At 50.4% G+C, this 20,683-nt stretch carries 21 protein-coding genes; 20 read left to right on the top strand and 1 reads right to left on the bottom strand.

Translation table 11 applies throughout. The annotated features are described in order from the left end of the window. Positions 1-17 precede the first annotated feature (17 nt). The 20 genes from OGX89_RS22400 to OGX89_RS22495 all read left to right on the top strand — a co-directional run bounded on the left by OGX89_RS22400 (position 18) and on the right by OGX89_RS22495 (position 18,556). The gene (locus tag OGX89_RS22400) at positions 18-1,475 is read left to right on the top strand and encodes a DUF1073 domain-containing protein (protein WP_185879279.1); all 1,458 of its coding nucleotides are present in this window, start codon (positions 18-20) and stop codon (positions 1,473-1,475) included. Then, the gene (locus tag OGX89_RS22405) at positions 1,402-2,397 is read left to right on the top strand and encodes a phage minor head protein (RefSeq protein ID WP_286561138.1); all 996 of its coding nucleotides are present in this window, start codon (positions 1,402-1,404) and stop codon (positions 2,395-2,397) included. Before OGX89_RS22400 ends, OGX89_RS22405 begins: the two co-directional genes overlap by 74 nt. Before the next feature lie 301 nt (positions 2,398-2,698). Next, on the top strand, positions 2,699-4,063 hold the full coding sequence (locus OGX89_RS22410; RefSeq protein WP_286561140.1) for a DUF2213 domain-containing protein: 1,365 nt from the start codon (positions 2,699-2,701) through the stop codon (positions 4,061-4,063). After that, positions 4,063-4,524 carry a hypothetical protein gene (locus OGX89_RS22415; protein WP_016529582.1) on the top strand — a complete coding sequence of 154 codons (462 nt, stop codon included), beginning with the start codon at positions 4,063-4,065 and terminating at the stop codon, positions 4,522-4,524. The genes OGX89_RS22410 and OGX89_RS22415 overlap by 1 nt, the downstream gene beginning before the upstream one ends. Beyond that, a complete protein-coding gene (locus OGX89_RS22420; RefSeq protein ID WP_126956183.1) occupies positions 4,521-5,576 on the top strand; it encodes a major capsid protein in 1,056 nt (351 codons plus the stop codon). Before OGX89_RS22415 ends, OGX89_RS22420 begins: the two co-directional genes overlap by 4 nt. Positions 5,577-5,607: 31 nt before the next feature. Continuing rightward, on the top strand, positions 5,608-5,844 hold the full coding sequence (locus tag OGX89_RS22425) for a hypothetical protein (protein WP_126956185.1): 237 nt from the start codon (positions 5,608-5,610) through the stop codon (positions 5,842-5,844). A gap of 2 nt (positions 5,845-5,846) precedes the next feature. Further along, entirely contained in the window at positions 5,847-6,227 is a 381-nt protein-coding gene (locus OGX89_RS22430; RefSeq protein WP_126956187.1) for a DUF7370 family protein, read from the top strand. Then, positions 6,227-6,397 (top strand): 50S ribosomal protein L13, encoded by a 171-nt coding sequence (locus tag OGX89_RS22435; RefSeq protein WP_126956189.1) that lies wholly within the window; start codon positions 6,227-6,229, stop codon positions 6,395-6,397. The genes OGX89_RS22430 and OGX89_RS22435 overlap by 1 nt, the downstream gene beginning before the upstream one ends. Next, a complete protein-coding gene (locus OGX89_RS22440) occupies positions 6,394-6,711 on the top strand; it encodes a ubiquitination-like system serine protease family protein (protein ID WP_126956191.1) in 318 nt (105 codons plus the stop codon). Before OGX89_RS22435 ends, OGX89_RS22440 begins: the two co-directional genes overlap by 4 nt. 10 nt (positions 6,712-6,721) lie before the next feature. Further along, entirely contained in the window at positions 6,722-7,072 is a 351-nt protein-coding gene (locus OGX89_RS22445; protein ID WP_126956193.1) for a hypothetical protein, read from the top strand. 2 nt (positions 7,073-7,074) lie between these two features. Then, complete coding sequence (locus tag OGX89_RS22450) at positions 7,075-7,515, top strand: HK97 gp10 family phage protein (RefSeq protein WP_126956195.1); 441 nt, start codon at positions 7,075-7,077, stop codon at positions 7,513-7,515. Then, positions 7,512-7,895 (top strand): phage tail termination protein, encoded by a 384-nt coding sequence (locus tag OGX89_RS22455; protein ID WP_126956197.1) that lies wholly within the window; start codon positions 7,512-7,514, stop codon positions 7,893-7,895. The genes OGX89_RS22450 and OGX89_RS22455 overlap by 4 nt, the downstream gene beginning before the upstream one ends. 62 nt (positions 7,896-7,957) lie before the next feature. Further along, positions 7,958-8,701, top strand: a complete 744-nt coding sequence (locus OGX89_RS22460) for a phage tail tube protein (RefSeq protein ID WP_126956199.1) — start codon at positions 7,958-7,960, stop codon at positions 8,699-8,701. A 57-nt stretch (positions 8,702-8,758) separates the two neighbouring features. Further along, positions 8,759-9,430 carry a DUF6246 family protein gene (locus tag OGX89_RS22465; protein ID WP_126956201.1) on the top strand — a complete coding sequence of 224 codons (672 nt, stop codon included), beginning with the start codon at positions 8,759-8,761 and terminating at the stop codon, positions 9,428-9,430. A 12-nt stretch (positions 9,431-9,442) separates the two neighbouring features. Then, positions 9,443-12,865: a tail protein (tape measure) gene (locus OGX89_RS22470; RefSeq protein ID WP_312845114.1), complete on the top strand. Its 3,423-nt coding sequence runs from the start codon at positions 9,443-9,445 to the stop codon at positions 12,863-12,865. Next, complete coding sequence (locus tag OGX89_RS22475) at positions 12,865-13,365, top strand: hypothetical protein (protein ID WP_126956203.1); 501 nt, start codon at positions 12,865-12,867, stop codon at positions 13,363-13,365. The genes OGX89_RS22470 and OGX89_RS22475 overlap by 1 nt, the downstream gene beginning before the upstream one ends. Continuing rightward, complete coding sequence (locus OGX89_RS22480; protein ID WP_109174257.1) at positions 13,365-13,835, top strand: hypothetical protein; 471 nt, start codon at positions 13,365-13,367, stop codon at positions 13,833-13,835. The genes OGX89_RS22475 and OGX89_RS22480 overlap by 1 nt, the downstream gene beginning before the upstream one ends. Further along, a complete protein-coding gene (locus tag OGX89_RS22485; RefSeq protein WP_126956205.1) occupies positions 13,828-14,247 on the top strand; it encodes an NlpC/P60 family protein in 420 nt (139 codons plus the stop codon). The genes OGX89_RS22480 and OGX89_RS22485 overlap by 8 nt, the downstream gene beginning before the upstream one ends. After that, positions 14,207-16,693, top strand: a complete 2,487-nt coding sequence (locus OGX89_RS22490; protein WP_126956207.1) for a host specificity factor TipJ family phage tail protein — start codon at positions 14,207-14,209, stop codon at positions 16,691-16,693. The genes OGX89_RS22485 and OGX89_RS22490 overlap by 41 nt, the downstream gene beginning before the upstream one ends. Before the next feature lie 57 nt (positions 16,694-16,750). Further along, positions 16,751-18,556, top strand: a complete 1,806-nt coding sequence (locus OGX89_RS22495) for a tail fiber/spike domain-containing protein (protein WP_185879277.1) — start codon at positions 16,751-16,753, stop codon at positions 18,554-18,556. Positions 18,557-18,658: 102 nt separating this feature from the next. Here the strand turns inward: OGX89_RS22495 and OGX89_RS22500 are convergent, their stop codons facing one another. Beyond that, a complete protein-coding gene (locus tag OGX89_RS22500; protein WP_185879278.1) occupies positions 18,659-20,596 on the bottom strand; it encodes an acyltransferase family protein in 1,938 nt (645 codons plus the stop codon). Positions 20,597-20,683 lie beyond the last annotated feature (87 nt).

Here is a 20,683-nt window from a genome sequence, read left to right on the forward strand (position 1 = left end):
TGAGTAACGATACAGAAATGCAAGTCCTCGCTGGGCTCATTGTGAACAGCCTCAACGAGGTCTCGAGATCACGTCAGCTTTATGCGGCTGGCTTCAACAAATCAGGTAACACCAAGCGGCACCATCTGTGGTGTGAATTTGGCTACCCTGAGCGTCTCGACTTTGACCACTTCTATAACATGTATGAGCGTAACGGCGCGGCGTTCGGCGCGGTGCATAAGTTGCTCGATGCATGCTGGACTGATACCCCGGTGATCGTCGACGGCGATGAGACGAAGAAGTCGAAGAAGTCGACGCCGTGGGAAAAGAAAGTCACCAAGCTCATGAAGAAGCACTGGGCGAAAGTGAAGGATGCGGATCGGCGAAATCTGGTTGGGCATTACTCAGCGCTCATTCTTCAGTTTGCAGACAGTAAGGAATGGTGGGAGCCCGTAGACCGCAGTGTAATGCGAAACACACGTGAGCGCGGTCTGGTCAAGATGATCCCCGCATGGGAAGCGCAGGTTAAACCCGGTGAGCTTGAGCAGGACCAAAAGTCGCCAGACTATGGCATGCCGAAGTTCTACTATTTCCAGGAGCAGCAGGTCGGCGATAACGGAAACATCGCAGGGCCGATGCGATCGATTAAGATCCACCCTGAGCGCATCATCATGTTCTGTGAGGGCTCAGAAGACGAGACTTCTCTGGCGGGTATCCCTTTCCTACGAGCTGGTTACAACGACCTGCTCGACATGGCAAAGACCTCTGGTGGTAGTGCTGAGGGTTTCCTGAAAAATGCCAGCAGACAGCTCGGCATTAACATGTCGAAGGAAACAAACCTAAAGACAATCATCGACGAGGCGAAGAAAGCTGGTTACTCAGGCCTGGCAGAGGCGCTGAACGCCGCCATCCAGAAGCTCAACTCAGGCACAGATTCCGCGCTGGTGACGCAGGACGGTGAGGCTAAGGTGCTTTCTGTGGCCGCTGCTGACCCGAGCCCAACCTGGACAGTTTCGGCTAACCAGTTCTCTTCTTCTGTCCAGATACCTTTCACCATTATTTTTGGTCAGCAGACGGGCCGTCTGGCCTCCGATCAAGATAAGAACGACTTTGCGAAGCGTTGTAATGGACGTCGTGGTGGATTCCAAACTGGTCGTGTAACCGCTGTAATCGAACGCCTGTGGACAGTGGAGGTTATCGAACCACCTAAATCTGGCGAAATCACGTTAACCTGGTCCGATCTACTCGCGCCAAGCGAGAAAGAGAAGATTGCCAACATGAAGGAAATGGCTGCGGTCGCGAAGGATACCCAGCAAGCCTATGGCACACCTGCTGTTGATGAGAACGAGGTCAGGGAGGCTGGAGAACTTGAGCCGCGTGAGGATGTTAAGCCACCTGACCCAAATAAAAAGGTAACGACCGATGATCCTCTTTCCGATGACACCGGAGCAAAAGACGAAAGTCGGGACACCGGTAGTTCCGCGCAGCAAGGTTGACCCGACCAGATCGGCAAAGCAGGTCTCTGCGATATTCCGGGATATCGAGGATCGTTATCTCGGCATTAAGCGAGCGCTAAAAGCTTTGTTCGACCAGCGACTGAGTGGGCGAGAGCGTGAGGTAAACAGCCATAACTGGCACTTCCTCTGCCATGACCACGGTGAGGATGTGCGGCTCTATCAAGTCAATGCCGGCAAGTTTATCTACGACATGTCGGCGCAGGAACTGGCGGACCTGCTGGAAGCGGTGCAGGTCATTCTGGACGATTACCTGCTGGATGGTGGAGAGCAAAACCTATGGGCGATGGATTACGTCGTTGCAGAAGCTCAGCGCGGCACACTGGAGGCATTCAACAACCTCTCGCAGCAGTCGCAGGTGTACGCCAGCCAGACGACGCTACAGCAGCTTTTAAGCAGCCCCGGTCACCTTAATCAGGTGGCGGCGACCAGGCTGACAACGTTCAGTGACTGGAAGGTCATCAGCGACACTGCCCGCGGCGATTTAACCAACATCATCACCGATGCGGTCGCGCGTGGGGTGAATCCTCGCGAGACGGCCAGCATCATCAGCAAGCGTCTCGATGTGTCCATGTCGAAGGCAAAGACTATCGCTCAAACTGAACAGGTCGGCGCGCTACGACAGGCACAATGGAATGAAACGGACTGGGCTGCTGACCGGCTGGGGCTGAATACCGGCCTGCTGTGGTTGTCGGCACTCAAACCAACAACGCGCACCTGGCACGCCAGCCGTCACGGCAAGGTCTACACCACCGAAGAGGTGCGGGACTTCTACGCCGAGAACGGCAACCGGTACAACTGTTACTGCAGCCAGATTCCGGTGCTGCTTAACGACGACGGCAGCATCTTCAACGAGGGGCTGGCGGATAAGCTTGCAAAAGAGAGAAAAGACTGGGGTAAATAATCAATAAAGTTCATGTTATTTTTGCCGTTATTAATTAACGACTCCTTAATTAAATGGAAAATGACATGCAATCAAAATTTAAAGATATTCGCTTTGATAGAGTGCAGCCAGTCACTAAAGCTAAGCACCGAACGCACATAGCTTTTCTGACGATTAACGGTGACACCGAATCAGCATTAATTTCCGAATTAAAGAAACGATACCCCAAGGATGGTATCGAACTAGTAAGCTATAAAAAATAATAACAAGGTCGCCACGGCGGCCTTTTTTATTGCCTGAAATCCACCAATGAGGACGCAACGTGAAGCTATCCAGCATCCACGTTAAATCCCTCGCCATCAACGCCTCCAACATCTCAACGACAACCATCAACGGCCAGGAACACTACGTCATTCGTGGTGCGGTCCCGATCGTCGATGACATCGTGATGAATGGCGGCCTGTACCCGGCGGAGGAGATTAACAACAGCTACCAGACGATGGAGCGCAAGTTAATGCCGATCGGCCACCCGATGGTGAACGGCAAATACGTCAGCGCCAACGACCCGCAGGCGGTCAACGATTACTACGCCGGGGCATGGGCTCAGAACGTCAGCAAGGCCAATGACAAGGTCGTGATGGACGTATACGTCAATAAGGCTGTGGCAGATACCAAGCCTGACGGCAAGCGCCTTATTCAGCGCCTGGACGACATGATTTCCGGCAATAACGCCGACCCGATTCATGTCTCTACCGGTCTTCTGCTGAACAAAGAGCAAAAGGCAGGTGAGTCGAAGCAGAAGAAATACTCCTGGGTCGCTCACAACATGCAGTTCGACCACATCGCGATCCTGCTCGACGAACCCGGTGCCAGTACGCCGGATGAAGGTGTAGGCATGTTCGTCAACGCTGACGGGCAAGAGGCCGATGTTGAATCGACGAGCCTTATTGATGCCGCCAACAGCATGAAAGACGGCTGGTGGAACAAAACCAAGTTTTATTTGAGCAACGCCTCGAATTACTCATTCGATGAAATCTGCGCGGCGCTGCGAAACAAGATGAGCGAGGGTAAGCCTGAAACATATTACTTCTGGCCGGAAGCCGTCTGGCCTGATCGCTTCATTTACGAGGAAAACGGCAAATACCTCCAGCAAAAGTACCTCATTGACGACGATGGCAAGGCTGAACTCGTCGGTGATCCAGTAGAAGTCGTGCGCAAACCAACTGAGTACGAAGTCAAAACCAACGGAGAAACAAACCCGATGAAAGAGAAGATGATCGCCGCGCCCAATGCCGCAGGCGTTAAAACCGAGGGGCTGACCGACGATCAGGTCTGGGATGCCTACAACCAGCAGATGCAGAAGAAAGATGGCGGCGGCGACCCGGGCAAGGCTCAGATCAACTCTGATGTGATTACTGCTGCTGTTAATGCTGCGCTCACCCCGCTGAACGAAAAGCTGAGCAAGCTGGAAACTCAGCTGCAGGCGAACGCTGAGAGCGAGCTGAAAACCAAACGTGACGCTGTTAAAGCGAAATTCTCGTTCATGACCGAAGCAGCGGTTAACTCCCTGTCCGGTGACGCGTTGAACGACTTGTACTCGCAGTGCCAGACCAGCACAGGTCTGAACCCGGCATTCCAGGGGAATGGCGCTCAGAGTGAAATCCTTTCTATGGAGGCTCCTGAATAATGGCTCTCGCACCTCGTTTCCATACCGTAATCGCGGGCCCGGCCCGCAAGAATGACCCGCAGGTCATTGAAGCAATCATGGCGGCAGCAGTGAAGCCCGGGTCTCTGGTAATGCTGGATAGCACAGGGAAACTGGCTGTTCACAATGTGGCCGGTGGTGCAGGGGTAGCCCTGGCGCTCCAGCACAATTATATCGGCGGCGGTGATATCCGCGATGCAGTGCCGGCCGGGGATACTGGGGCGGCCATCATGTGCGAAGACGATGTCGATTACCACATGCTGGTAAAGGCTGGCGAAGTGTTGCTGGAAAACGAAGGTCTGGTTTCTGCCGGTGACGGCACACTGGCCAAGTCGACCACTCCGGCCACCGACCAGGTCCTCTTTTTTTCACGCGAAAAAATCACCGTTGGTGCTGAAGCCCAGCTCGTGAAAGTTCGCAAATCAGGGAAAGCTACCGCATGAGCATGATCGTATTTAACAAAAAGCTGGTTACTGAACATAACCAGATCAAGAAGGCATGGAATCAGCTGCTGATGCAGCGCGAATCCTTCAACGTTAACCAGAACAACATTTCCGCCCAGTACGGCGGCGCGCTGGAAGTTAACCAGGCTGCGCTGATCTCTAAAGACTACTGGCGTGAAGTGGACAACATCACCACCCGGGTCTTCCGCAACGACGAAGGCAACGGCCTACTTGATGACCTGCTCGGTCTCGGTACGCCGATCTCTATCGGCAAGACGGCTGCGCTGTACCGCGTTTCCAGTGACGCTGGCAAGGTTCATCGCACACTGACTGGCCATGTTCCGGAAGAGCTGGATAAAGTCATCTACGACGAAGCCGGCGACCCGATCCCGATCTTTAACACCGGCTACAGCCGCGAATGGCGTGAGTGGAACGGCATGCAGTCCGAAAACCTCGACGCGATGGCCGATGACCAGGAAGCGCACGTTGCGGCTATCCGTGAAGACATGGCTGACTACATGCTTTCAGGCGATTCGAAGGTGAAGGTGAAGGGGTATGTCGGCGCCGGTATCACCAACCACGCCAACACCAACCAGGTAGACCTGAGTGCTTCAGGCCTCAACATCGACCTGACCACTGCTACTCCTGACGAGATGGTCGCTTTCTTCACCGGACCGTTCGCGAAGCTTCTGGACGATAACTACGTGCAGGAGAAGGTGAAGGTTTGGGTGTCGCCTGACATCATGCGCAACATGAGCAAGCCGTACTCCTCCGCTGCGGGCTTCAAAGAAGGCACCGTGCTGGAATACATCCTGCGCTACGGCCGCATTGAGTCGGTGAACCAGACCTTTAAGCTGACCGGTAACCACTTCATTGCGTACGTTCGCAACTCGCAGTACATCAAGACGCGCATCGCCGCGCCGGTGGGTACCTTCATGATCCCGCGACAGAATCCGTTCGACAACTACAACACTCTGGTCTGGAGTGCTGTTGGTCTGCAGATTAAGCGTGATTTCAACGGTCGCTCTAAAGTCTTCAACGCACAGGGTTAAGGGGCTTCGGCCCCTTTCTTTGGGAGAAAGCATGAAAACGTTAAAGGTCGAGAAAACCGGCTGCTGGGGCATGATTGATGGCGTCTTCCAGCAACTTCCTGTTGGCCACGAATTCGTCGCGGCGGACGTTCCTGCAGCTTTTGCTGGTCGTGTGTCGGTGGTGGGCGAAGTGGAAGAGCAAGCGCTGGAAGTGGCTACGCCGGGTAATGATGCTGCAGAGCAGGCAGAGCAGGCAGATACCACCGCTAAATCGAAAAAGGCGAAATAACCATGGCTGACCCAATCACAGCGGCAGACGTGCAGGCGTTCCTCGGTGAGTTGGGTTACTCCATCCCCGGATCGCTGCTCGATCCGATTCTCTGCGTGGTGAATAAGATTATCCCGTGCCTTGATGGTGCGGGATATGACGACTGCACGGCAAAGCTCATCCTGATGTATGCCGCTGCGCTCATGGCGACATCTTCTGGTGCCCGCCGAATCAAATCGCAGGGTGCGCCGTCTGGCGCGTCCCGTTCTTTTGAATATGGCGACGACAGTATTACCTGGCTGCGCGACTCGCTGGCGAAACTCGATACCAGCGGATGCACCAGTGAGTTGCCAATCAGCGCCGGTAATAGCGTTGGCCTGTTCCTGGTGGTCGGGGGCTGCTGATGACGTACAAATCAGTTAAGCACGGACTGCCGCGCTCATTCACCCGCGTCTGGGTGCTGACAGACACCGGGCGGGAGACGACCGGCTATGTCAAAACGGACGGCGAGTGGTTCATCAACTGCCCGCGCATCCGGGCGACAGGCGCGAAGGTGCTGAGGTGGAAAGAATGACAGAGCGAGTGAAGGAAGCGAGCGATAGCCGTTTATCGTTCATGTGCCCCGGGTGCGGAAGTAGCCATGTGGTGCAGGTTGGCATTGGCAATGGTCCGCGATGGGGATGGAATGGCAGCGTTGATAAGCCGACGCTGACTCCAAGCGTTTTGGTTACTGGCTTCTTGCCCAGCGATGATCCAGAGGAGTTTGACGACGCCACGAAAGACAAACCGTTTACCTGCCATTCATTTGTGACGGATGGGCAGATTCAATATCTGAATGACTGCACACATAGCATGGCAGGCATGACGGTGCCGCTACCAGAGCTTTGAGGGGGTAGCAATGTCTAGCGTTGCGAACTGGTCATACACAGCCACTGCGACCATCTGGCGCAAGCTGGAAGGCAATGACGAATACGGCGATCCGCTGGGTTATGCCGAGCCGGAGCAAATCCTCTGTGATTACGAGGGAGGGCTCAGCAAGAAGTTAGCCAGCCTGGGCGCTGAAATCGTCGTCAAGAACACCGTCTGGACAGAGTTCGCTCTCGCGTCCGCCGGTGATTACCTGCTGATTGGCGTGTCAACCGAAGCCGACCCTGTTGTGGCCGGAGCTGATGAAGTGCGCCAGGTTATCCGCTACGCCGACACGTTCGAACGCCTGGCGGATGATTACGCCATCCTGACGGGGGTGTAGCCATGGGTATCAAAGTGAAGGGCATCAGCCAGGCCAAGAAACATCTGAACGATGTCATCAACGACGTAAAGGGGCGCAAAGTTATTCGCGCGTTGCAGTCGGCGATGATTCTTATTGGTGCACGGGCAGCCTATTACACCCCGATCGACACCTCCACGCTGATTAACAGCCAGTTTCGGGAAATCGATGCTGGCGGCGTGCTCATCACCGGCCGCATTGGTTACTCAGCCAACTATGCCGCATACGTGCATGAGGCGTCAAGAAAACTGAAAGGCCAGCCGCGCGTGCACTTCGGTACGACCCGTGCCGGGCAGCAGTTCGGCGGCGGGACAGGGACGGGCAACTACTGGGATCCGCATGGTGAGCCGCAATTCCTGACCAAAGGCGCAAATGACGAGCGCGATAACGTTGATGCGGTGATGCGCAAGGAGCTTTCGCTATGACACCCATGATGCACGAGCGGGTGCGCAACATGTTCGGCGACGCAGGGCTAACTACCGGTTTCACGGTGCAGCAGCTGATGTACGACGACCCGGACGACCTGTCGAAGGCGGTCATGGTATTCAGGCCAAACGGCGGTTCGAATATTCGAACTGACCTCGGCTCTGAGTATCACGTCCTGGTCGACGTGGTCGGCGCAAAAGATAAGCGCAAAGACGCGCTTAGCGCCGTGCAGCGCATCGTCGATTACGTCCAGGCCAACCCCATGGCTGACGAGTGCGTCGGCTACATCCAGAACATGGGCGCAATTCCCGCGCCCGTGCTCACAGAAGAAGGGCGAATAGTCTTCCGACTCCAGTTCGCCTGCACTTACGGCGAATAGCCATCCAAACCAAATAACCCGCTTCGGCGGGTTTTCTTTTATACGTCAAAGAGGAGTTTCACATGGCTAATTGCCAGAACTCGAACGAGCGCCTGTTCGGCGGTGCGGTCGTGCTGGAAGTCGCCGATGGCTGCCCTGACGTCAAGCCACTTGAATCTGAGTGGATGGCGCTGGCTGCCGGTACGTCTAAGGGCTTCGACTTCAACCCGAACTCGGTTACCTCTGATGCGGATGATGGCGGCGGCTATGTCGAGACCATCATCACCAACAGTGACTTCACCCTGAGCTTTGAAGGCGAAGTGCGCAAGAAGGACAAGCTGGATCAGTACGGCGTTGGCAAGTTCATCAAGTATTTCGCTGACGAGCTGAAGGCCAAGCGCCAGCCTGGGATCTGGGTGCGCATGGACTACGGCCCGGTCGAATTCGTCGGCTATATGAACATCACGGCGCTGAGCTCTGACGGCGGCACCAACGACATCGTCACGTTCTCTACCGAGTTCAAAGTCGGCGATGCAACCACCATCGAAGTGAACGAACTGACTGCGGTTGCGGTGACTGGTGTAACGGTAACTCCGGCTACCAGCACCGGCACGGCAGGCGGCACCAGCACCTTCACGGTGAACATCGCACCAACCGGCGCTACCAACAAAGATTTCACTGTGGCGACTACCGACGCGACCAAAGCAAAGGCAACCGCCTCAGGCAACACCGTTACCGTGACGCGTGTCGCCACCGGCAGCGCGCAGATCATCATTAACACCGAAGACGGCAACTTTGTGGCCGTGCACACGGTTACCATTACCTAACGGACATTTCAAAGGGCGGCGTGCTGCCCTTGATAATGACCGTTTACTGGAAGGCTTATGACCGCTTTAACCGATATTGGCGAACTCTCCATCAGTGACAGCCGCGAAGGCGGGAAAGACTACCTGCTCAGGCCTTCATTCGAGGCTATGACCAGGATCGGCACTCCGGAAGAGATTGTGCAGGCATACGCCACCATCCACGGCAATGACGTTGCTCAGTTGATTGAGGTTTGCGCTGGCACGCTGGGGCGCTTTCCTGACTGGTTATCTCCATCATTCAACCGCGCCGCTGAGAAGCTGTTATCAACGTGCATGCTGGTGCTGCAATCGTGCTGCGATGACGACCTGACGCCAATGATAGGCGAGTGGAAGGGGTGGCGGCACTGCGTCGTATACCGGCCGGGCAGATTGCCAAAGAACGACATTATCGTGCTGGCGCAGCACCTCATGCAGCACGGCATCGTCGGAAAAGCCAGGGTTCGCCAGTTGCAGCGCCATGAAACAGGCGAGCGCACAACAGAGTTTAAAGCATTCGACTACATCAGCGCAGCTCGCAGCCACTTCGGCATGAATCGCGCCGAAGCCTCGCAGTTAACGATGACCGAATTTCAGATGCTGTTGGCGGCAAAATACCCGGACCAGAAAGGCTTCACTCGCGATGAATACGACAGCATCGCCGACGAATACCTGGCTAAACAGGCCGCGCGAAGGGCAAAAGCAAAGCAATAACCGGAGAATGACATGGCAGGTGAGAAGAACGCCGGTAGCATCGTTTATGAAATCAGCGCCGACGTTGAGCCGCTGCTGCAGGGCGGGAAACAGGCCATTGATGCTCTGGATAAACTGGATGCTGCGGCCCAGCAGTCCGGAAAGGGAATGGACAACCTCGACCAGAGCACTTCCCAGACAGGATCCGCGTTTACTGAGCTGGCCGGTTATGCTAACTCCATGGACAACCAGCTTCGCAAGCTGAACACGAGCGTTAGCGGTATTGCGCGCGCCATGGAGGAGGCTCGCACTGGCACCGGAAGCACCACGAGCGAGTTTAACCGAGCAAATGCTGTTATTGAGGCACTTGGTAACCAGGTTGCGATCCTTGAAGAAGCGCAGGTTAATGGAGCCAGAAGCGCCGCAGTATTCGCATCGCAGTTAAGGGCTGGAGCCAATGCCACCGAGGAAGAAAAGCGTACTATTGCTGAGTTGGCAGGTGCTTTTTATGACATGAAAGCCTCGTCAGACGAGGCCGCAAAGTCAGCCGCGTCAATTGCAGCAGCCACTCAGCGAGCTGAATCATCAATCTCTGGGCTTGAGAAAGAAGTATCAATTCTCAATACAGAAATGCAGGCAGGATCTCGAAGTGCGGCCATCCTTGCCGCTCAGTTGAGTGCTGGAGAAGGGGCATCTGACGCCCAGAAGGCGAAAATTGCACAGCTCGCTGGCTCTCTCTTTGACATGAAGGAGGCTCAGAAGGCTGCATCATTGGCATCCGCAGAGGCAGCGAAGCAGTTAGCTCAGCAAGCAAACGAAGCCAATCGCATTAGCGGAATAACTTCTGATCTATCTCATCAAATCGCCATACTTAGCGAGCAGCAAACTAATGGTGCCCGCAGCGCTGCAATTCTTGCTTCCCAGCTCCGCGCCGGTGCTAGTGCCACTGACGCGGATAAACAGAAGATAGCCGAGCTAACGGGTAAGCTCTTCGATATGAAGCGCACTACTGACGTGGCGGCTGGAGGAAGCAAGAACTGGAAATCCAGCATGCAGCAGGCTGGATACCAGGTGAACGATTTCATTGTGCAGGTGCAGGGCGGGCAGTCGGCCCTAGTTGCCTTCTCCCAGCAAGGCTCACAACTCGCTGGTGCATTCGGCCCGGGCGGGGCAGTAATTGGTGCAATTATTGCTCTTGGGTCAATCATCGCTGGCACGCTGATCACATCGCTAAATGGTGGTAAGAACGCCATGGACGCGCTGAAAGATGCAGCCGAAGCGATGGATAAGGTGATCACCATTTCTCAAAATGGCGTGGCTGCTCTATCCGACAAGTACGCGAACCTGGCAAGAACAAACGCCGAGGCAGCAACCATCCTGAGAAATCAGGCAATGATTGAGTACAACGCTGCCATAGCTAAGATACCTAAATCCATCAACGATGCGTCCAATTCTATTGTTGGATTCACCGACAAACTGAAGACCTCTTTCGTTGGTGGTATTGCGTCCATCGATGAATTCAATAAAAACCTTTCTACCGTCGGTGCAACAGCTGACACTTACTCGGCCGCCATGGAGCAAGCAAGGAATGCCGGAGCGAAGTTCACGGTAAACGCTAACGCTATTCAAAACACCGTAACCACCCTTGCAGATAAGTTCGGTGTTTCTGAGCAGCGGGCTTTCGAGTTAAGCAAGCAACTTTCTGAGGTTGCAAGCAACCCAACACCTGAGGCGTTACAGAAGCTTGTTCTTGAGCTGCAGAATACTGAGAGCTCAACTAAAAATGGTGCCGAGGCAATAAGGACGTTCCTTGGCCCGTTAACAGAACTCGTCAGGGTGGCAGGAGAGGCTCAGATCAATCTCTCCGGGATGAAAAAAGAGGTCGACAACCTTACTTCTGGCCAGAAAAACCTCATCAAGCAGTCAGAGCGCAACCTGGCTCTCTCGAAATTGCAGGGAGAGGCCCGCGCGCGGCTGCAGGCACAATATGCAGCCGAAGATGCAGGGTTTGCGAAGGATGATCCGCACGCTAAGCAGATGGAAGATGATGCTGCCGCTACGTACAAAAATACAGAGGCGCAGAAGACCCTCAAGTCTGAACAGAAGAAAGGAGCCTCCCAAGCTGAGTCTATAGCGCAGAAGCTTGCGAATCTGAAACAGCAATCAGAACTTGCCGCCGACTCAACCAGTAAGTTGAGCCGCGAGCAGGCGATCCTGAATGCTCAGCAGTCTCTCGGAAAAGGAGCAACGAAAGAACAACTGGCGCTGGCTGCTCAGTACGCCGCTACAAAATGGGATACGGCCAACGCACTCAAAGCGCAGGCCGCAGCCGAGAAACTGCTGCCAGAAGCGCGCGAAAACGCCAGCTATAAGCAGGATGTTGAGGATCTGAAAACCGCACTGGCTGCGAAGAAAATCAGTCAGGAGCAGTTCAATCAGACATCTGAACGGCTGGAAGCGACCCACCAGGCCAACCTTGCGAAAATCCGTGCTGATCAGGCCGTAACGCCACAGCAGGAAGCGGTCGGCGGAGTTGACCCAGTTCAGCAACTGGCTAACGAGAACTCCAGGAAGCTCGCGCTTATTCAGGCATACGAGCAGCAGGGGCTCATTACTCACCAGAACGCCATGGCATTGCGTGCTGCAACTGACACGCAGTATGAGCAGGCGCGTATTGCTGCCCAGTGGGAGATTTTCCGTAACCAAAGTATGGGCAATGAGTTGCTTGCCGCGAGCTTTGATTCTCTCGCAGGCAATGCATCCAATGCCTTTACCGGGATCCTGACCGGAAGCATGTCTGCTCAAGAGGCAATGCAATCTCTAGCAAGCAACGCGCTGAATAGCCTCATCAATGGCTTTGTGCAAATGGGTGTTGAGTGGGTTAAATCCGCGATCACTGGTAGTGCTGCTCAAATCGCCGCCACCACAGCAACGACATCGGCTGCAGTCGCAGGTACAGCAACGACTACCGCAGCGAGCGTTTCCTCAGCAGCGGCAACCACCGCAGCATGGACTCCAGCGGCTATCGTCGCATCTATTGGTTCTTTTGGCGGCGCGGCGGCCATTGGTATCGGTGCTGTCATAGCTGCAATGGCGATGGCCGGAGGAATTGCTGGTAAACGCAAGAACGGCGGCCCGGTTTCAGCCGGTTCGATGTACCAGGTAGGTGAGGGCGGCATGCCTGAAATTTACCAGGCATCGAATGGTAGCCAGTACATGATTCCCGGGGACAACGGGAAAGTCATCAGCAACAAAGACCTGAATAGTGGGTCTGCAGGAGGAGGTGTGGTTGTGAATATCAATAACTACACCGGTGCCACAGTTGATGCCCAGGCAACACCTGATGGAAAAGGCGGCTGGTCTGTCGATGCGTTTATTTACGACATGGATAATGGCGGCATAGCAAGTCAGGCAATACAGAGAAACTTCACAGCGCCGCGCAAGGCAAGGAGCTAATAATGGCGATCCCATATCCTGACTGGCTCCCGCTGGCGCAAAAAGGAAAAACACCAGCCACAGATACCGGGTTCAGGACTGACCAGCCGACGGTCGGTGCGCCGATATTCCAGAAACTCACCGACGATCTGAAGACGACGTTTTCGTTAACATGGATTTTCAAAACCAGAGACCAGCACCGGGCCTTTATGCAATGGTTGCGCAGTCCAAACTATCTCGACAACGGCAACCAGTGGTTCACGATGCCTATTGGAACGGGGACCGGAGACACCGGAATTGAGATACAGGAGCTGCATTTCCTTGCATGGCCGACCTGGTCGCAGTCAGGGTCCGTGTTTACCTGGAGCGGCGATGTCGTTGCGCGGAAACTGGTTAACTCTGATGACGAATACGACGACATCATTGTCGAGCTTCCACCGCCGTGGGCGTCATGGCTGGATATTATTGTCACCGGATATCCTGATGACCGGGATCCGGAAAGCATCCCCAGGGTACCTTAATGCCAACACTCAGAGAGTTTCAAAGCCAGCGACCAAACCGGATACTGTACGAAACGATAACGTTCTACAGTCCGGTTTTTGGTTATGTGAGGCTGGTAAATAATCAAATCTTCCCGAAGACGCTCGGTGGCCAAGTGTATACGCCATGCCGCATGGAGCTGACTGAAAGCCAGCAAAGCAATACGCCGATCCTCGACAGTACCGTAAAGTTCAGCCGACTGGCGCAGGATTTCAAGCAAAAGCTGAAACAGTGGAAGGCCTTCGACCGCATCACGCCAATATCTGCCACTTACCAACTGTTTGATGCTGCAGACATGGGGACGGCGATTAAGTCGTGGACGCTGTATGTCAGCGACTGCTCGATGGATGATAAGGACGTTACCTGTCCGCTCACCCGAATAAACCCACTCAACCGCAACGTTGGACGCCTGTATACCGTCGAAGAGTTCCCGGGGCTGCAGAATGTCTAAAGATGAGTTTGTGTCCCTTGTTACGGGAATGTCGTGGCGAAACCGGGCATGCAGTTTCGAGGCGGCAGATTGCTGGGGGCTGGTAGTGCTTTACTACCGTCACGTTCTTGGCATCGAAATACACCAGTCCACTGACTACGAGTGTGGACACGACTTCCTGACCTGCTATGACGCTGATGTTGTTTTCTGGAAGCGCTACGACGTGTTTGCGGAGAACGGCATATTCGTGGCGTGGGTGGGGAGTCAACCGGTTCACGTCGGGCTGATAGTTGATGGTCGCGCACTACACAGCCGCGGGGAAAACGGGCACGTCAGGTCTGACGCCATCAGAACAATTCAAAAACTATTCACCAGAGTCGAGTTTTATTCTTATGCCGATAATCGAAATTCAGCGAGTTCCAGGACTGCCTAAGGACCGGGCTGTCGTAGAGGTCGGTACTGTATTCTCTGAGTGGCTGATGCAGGAAAGCCTGCATAAAGACGTCAGAATAAACGTGAACGGCAGAGAGCTGCAGCCAGATGATGAGCTGGCGTTCAGCCTCCAGGAGTCTGACCGGGTCATCATCTTTGACCAGCCAAAAGGCGGCGGCCTGATAGGGACCATCCTGAACCCACTGGAGCACCTTAACCCGATTAAATTCACGCAGAAGGTTCTTTCCGGCCTGATGCCAAAGCCTAATGTTGGGTCAGCTTACGCCGGCAACAGCAAGACATCACCAAATAACAGCCTGAAAGGGCAGACGAACATCGCGCGTAACGGAGAGGCGAAGCCGGATAACTTCGGACAGGTGAGGGCATTCCCAGACCTGATTCAGGAATCGCTTTTTGAGTATGTGAGCAACCTGAAATACGTTAACGAGTTGATGTGCTTTGGCCTGGGTAATTATGACGTTACGTCAGTTCGCTTTTCAGAGTCGAATCTAGGCTCTATGGCTGGCGCCAGCTACACGATTTATCAGCCTGGAGAAACCATCCCAACAATTCAGGAAGGGTATCAGTTTGATGACGTTGATGGTCAGGAATTGCCAGGCCCTAACGAAAGTGATGAGCTACCGGTTGAAACGGCAACCGCCAATACAGTAGTCAGCGGTAATTATGCTGGTGGTCAGATATCGATGAAGATCGTCAAGCAGGCGGAATTTGATTTTTTCAAAGACCTGCCGCGGCCTTCACCAGTTAAATTCATTATCAACATCACGTATTCGACTACTGAGGGGGCGGTTACACAGGATGTGACCCTCAGCGCCAACCTCATCAACTGCATTGAAAGTGATGATGGTGCGGTGATAAACCCAGTTCAATATTACGAGTTCATCTTTGACCAGCTGAATGGCCCGGGCGTCCCTATTGATACCGCGACGATAAACACGACCAAATTTATCCTGATGCAGAATTCTGGCGTTACCGTCGGTCCGTTTTTCTCGCCGCTTCCGGCAGAACAGCTATGGATACACACGCAGTCCAGGCTCGGTCCGGAGGATTACACTGACTGGAAGGTGGTTATCTGGAAAGTTGATGATGATAATAATCAGATCCCCGGTACGATGCAGGAATTCGTCTACCACGTTCAGAACCCGCGAGATGATCTGTCAGATACCTTTTACCAGACAGATAAAATCATTCCTACAGCCGGGTTTGGTCGATATTCCATTTCCCTGACAAGAACAAACGGCAGTAACGACAGAAGCGTGCTGCAGCTGGAAGAAATTCACTCAGTCAATATACGCAGTAATGTTGTATATCCTGACGATACCCTGGTTATGGTGAAAGTCAGGGCCACTGAAAACGCGACCAGCGGGCGTGAGCGTAAGTACAACGCGCTTATCACCAGGCACGTTATCAGCTACAACGTCGCGACGCAGCAGGTTGACTACACCACCAGACCGTCGCGTAAGTTTGCAGACATTGCACTGCACAACTGGCTGGTCACGGGTAAGCAGCCAGAAGACACGATAGACATTTATGGGTTGTACCAGATTCAGGCAGATCTTGATGCTATCGACCCTCGTCTGGGTTACTTCGACTACACATTCGATGATGAGGATATTTCTTTGGGGGCACGCATGGAGTCCATTTGCGATGCGGCCAGCGTGTCGGTTTACGATGATAATGGCGTGCTGTCATTTACGCGTGACAGTAAAAAGACATCGCCAACCACCATCTTCAACCGGTCAAACACGAAGGCAGACGGATATTCACTGTCCTATGACATGACGCTTCCCGGTGGATTTGACGGCGTGGAAGTTCAGTTTCGCAATCCGGACACCAACAAGCAGGACTACGTGCGGTACCGGGTAGATGGAAACAGTATTGTTGAAGGAAATCCGACAAAGGCGAAAAAGTTCGAACTGCTGTATATCAGGAACCGCTTCCAGGCTAATGAACGCGCCTTGCGTGAGTGCCGACGGCTTATCTACTCCCGCATGACGATGTCTGTCACAGCGCTCGCTGACGGAGAATGGGTGAATATCGGGGATATGGTGCAGGTGCCGGACACCTACGATACTAACCAGCAGGCTGGCTACATCGTGTCGCGTACCGGTAATGACTTTGAAACCAGTGAGAGGATCACCTTCTCCGGATTGATGTTCGTTCAGATAACTGACTCGATGGGGTCGACTACGGCGCGCTATCCAGCATCACCGCGCACAGATACACCGTTCGGATTCACTGCTGAAATCCCATCTATCTCTCTTAACCTGTATGACGGTTACGACGTTCAGTCTCCTTCAAGGTACGCAATTGCTACCTCTGAGGATCTGGACGCCGGGCGATGGACTGTCACTGCCAAGCAACCAGATGGAAAGGGTAGTACCGCATTAACCCTCGCTGAGTATAGCGATCTTATTTACCAATAATACCCATCCCGATCACCCAGACCCGGCCATCGCGCCGGGTTTTTTAATGGAAAAATTATGGCCACTACTCCTACGAACCTACCAGTACCAAGTGAATCAGCTCGCGATCTTAAGTTTAACGCAGGCAAGATTGACGAGTTTGTCACGTCACTTAATCTAAAATATTCAGATCGCTTCGGCGGTGAGCACTACACAATTGAAGGACTACGCCAACTTGCTCAACAGGCAATTTCAGCCTTTGGGTGGGTGCCAATGGACTCATTTCAGGATGGTGCCATACTAACACTTCCCAATCAGGTATTGCGCTGGAAACTTCCTGATGGAGATGGTGATTATTATCGATGGGATGGCGCATTTCCTAAAGTTGTTCCTGAGGAATCAACCCCTGAATCCACCGGCGGCATCGGGGCCGGTAAATGGCTGAGTGTTGGTGATGCAGTATTACGTACGCAAATTTCAGATCCTGATGGCTCTACAAAATACCCAGCGCTACAAATTGCGAGATGGAGAGATACTGGTGACATGAGGGGGTGGGGAGCGGTAGAGGGAGAAGATTGTTCAGATGCATTGCAGGCAGCAATAAAAGACAGGGCTTCCCTTGGTTGGGGAACTAGTTCTGATGTGATCATCGATGGGTCATACAGAATTGACAAAAAAGTACTAATACCTACTGATCTGAGGTTGAAAGGTAATTGGGCCACTATCACATCTAGCTTGAATGATTTCATTTTTGAATCAGCTTACGTAGATGAAAATGGTGAGTTAGTTTCAAACTGGTACCTATCCGACGATGAAGCGATCGCAAAAGCTAGACTGAAAGGCACCACAATTACTGGAATAACTTTTGTAGATTGTGCAAAAGTTATTAAGTTTAGAAATTTCAATGAAAGATGTGGCCTGCAAGATCTATATTTTGAAAGGTGTGGGGTGGCATGGGAAATGGTTATGCCATTTTATTCATTTTTCAATAACATCTTTATAAGAACAACAAAAACTGGTTTCGAGGATTACTATGCTTATAGCATGGGTAGGCAAACCAATTTGGTTGATATGTTTAAAGTAACAATATCCGAGAGAAAGTATGGCACTTATTTTGGTGATAATGATCCGCTTCCAGGGAAAAAGAATGTCTTCTATGAGATGGTAACGCTTAGGCAGTGTTCATGGGAACATGTTGACTTTCCTTTGACTCTTGATATTAAAGGATACTCACTAAGAATTGAAGACTTTTACGCTGAAGTTGTCAGTGGACCTCTGTTTAGGGTGTTATCTGGTGATCAGTATGATTTAAGTATTGGCGAGCCGTCATGGGTTATTGGTGTTGAAAATATGGGAGAATTTAAAAATCTAAAAGGTAGAAGTATAATCCATCAAGCAATACAGAACGATCATACGCCACCAAAACCATCCTCTTTATTGTTTAGTGATTCAATATGTAAAGTTTACACTGCGAACAGCAATGGTTATGGAAATCGCATTAACTATGACAGTGCTAGTATTATTTCTTTTGAGTTTCCAATACAAGAAAAAATAAATAATGTAATAAATAACGAAGCCATTACAAATTCATTGGGATCTGTTGCTGAAAATATATCAAAGCAAAATGTTGCCTCCGTTGTGTCTGGTGATGTTTTACTTAGAACTAAGATAAAAAACAACTTACATAATATATTAGCCATAACAATAAATATCAATAATAATGAGTGCGGTGCTTTATTTATAGGAGATCAGTTGATTAAACAGTATGGGTATACATTTGTTATTGGTGGTGATTCTGATGGTAATACATCTGTAAATATTACAGGGACTGGTATTGTTTCTCCTGATGATGTCGTTATTACAGGGTGCATTAGGTATCTTTAGGTAAGATGCATTTAATATTAGCGGTGTTAATATTTATGGAGCTTGCGCATAAGAATAAGATGGTGCTTCTCAGCACCATCTTATTCTTTATGTATATCTTTTCTATTTTATGAAATCACCAAGCATTCCAGGATTGTTGGTTATTAGATCTCTGGATCCAACCTCATTAAAATGAGCGTCATCCTTGTATATAAGCCTTCCATTGTAAACAGGAAATTTTTTAGCAACTTCAGGTATGTTTGATATTGGTGTAATGTAATGAACATTATCTAGCTTTAGATTTTTAATAATGTTAAACACCTTGTCATTACCATCTTTAAAATCAACGTTACCACCATCTCTTGGTGATATCATGGCTGAGAAGTCAATTGATGATAAATCCATTGTGTTGCCAAAAGGTGCAAATCGCTGTCTAAATAAATGTATGTAAGAACCATCTTTGAAAGTTGGTATCTGCTCAAAAATATAAATGTTTTTCCCTTCAGAGGATAATTTTAAAATTGTATCCTTCAGCATTGAATCAAAATCAGGAATATTGTGAAAATAAAGGCTCCACGCTCCAATTAAAACGACGTCATTATATTCCTTGATGCGCTTTGAAAAGTATTTTATGTTATTACTACAGTTTTCTGAAATAATCCCGCCAAAATCAGATGGTTTTTTGTTTTCTGTGTTTATCAACGGATAACATGCGTCTGCTGTTCGCTCCTCGAATGACATCCCTTTCTTCTTTGAGTACTCATCAATCATAGGAACAAAATGACCTGCGTGAGAGTCTCCCATAACAATGAAACTGGGCTTCTTGGTTGTATCACCAAATACACACTCACCTATAACAGTATTGTGACAGAATGGAGTATATAGATAAGCCGTTTCTAGAAACATATTACCCCACTTATCACCATATCTCTGAGGTATTCCGTTTGTCTTTTCAGAGACGATGAATATAGATGTAATAAGTAGTGATGGCAACAAAAATATAAATATCACAGACGATTTAAATGATATTTTTGATTTTCTTATTGGAGTCTCTATGAATTTTAGCGAGGCATAAGATAGAACAATTGTAGCAATAAAAGAATAAACAGCATTTTTAATTGGAACATTCCCAACAATATTATAATATTTTTGAATTGATATTATTGGCCAGTGCCATAAATACATTGAATATGACATTAACCCTAAAGTTGAAGCAACTCTTGATGATAATATTTTAGTTGTGAAATTATTATTAATTCCACTATGAATTAATATACAAGCCGCACCAAAACAAGGAAGCAAAGCATAAAAATTTGGATAAAAATCATCTTTTGATATAAATAAAGATATAGCAATTACCAAGGCACCAATCAAAGGTATATGCCGATTGCTATAGCTATTTGTGTTTCTCGACTTATATACTGCAATGCAGCTACCAATCATCATTTCCCATGCCCTGGAAGGCAAGTAATAATAATTAAATTTTGATAATTCAGCATTAAATCTAGAATAGATTGCTAAAGAAAATGACAGTAAAGCTATAACAGAAAGCCCAACAAGTATTCTCTTTACATTAAATCCGCTAAGCTTTGCTAATAAGAAAATTATTATTGGGAATATAAAGTAGTATTGTTCTTCAGTGGACAATGACCAGGTGTGAAGTAGAGGATACTCCTTTACGTCTTGTGCGAAGTAATTAACGTTAGTTGAAAAGAATATATTAGAAGAGAAGATTATAGTAGAAAACGCAGAGCGCATCATAAATTTAAAATCTTCAGGCATCATAACCAAGGCTGAGGCTATTATAGTTGCGAAAAGAACAACAAAAAATATAGGAAGAATCCTTTTTATTCTTCTATTGTAGAAGCCTTTATAGCTAAATGAGTTAGATTTAATATCATTATATATGATGGATGTAATGAGGTATCCTGATATGACAAAGAATATATCCACACCAACAAACCCGCCAGGTAGAAGGTTAGGGTTTAAATGAAAAACTATAACTGCAAGAACAGCAATAGCCCTAAGTCCATCAATATCAGCTCTGTATTTTTTCAGCATATTCATATAAACAATGTGTTATAAGTGATTTTAAGATAATAACATTATTTATTATTTAATTCAATCATTTAGATAATGAATAGTCCA

It is taken from the genome of Citrobacter sp. Cpo103, from assembly GCF_030332605.1.
Taxonomy (GTDB): domain Bacteria; phylum Pseudomonadota; class Gammaproteobacteria; order Enterobacterales; family Enterobacteriaceae; genus Citrobacter; species Citrobacter portucalensis.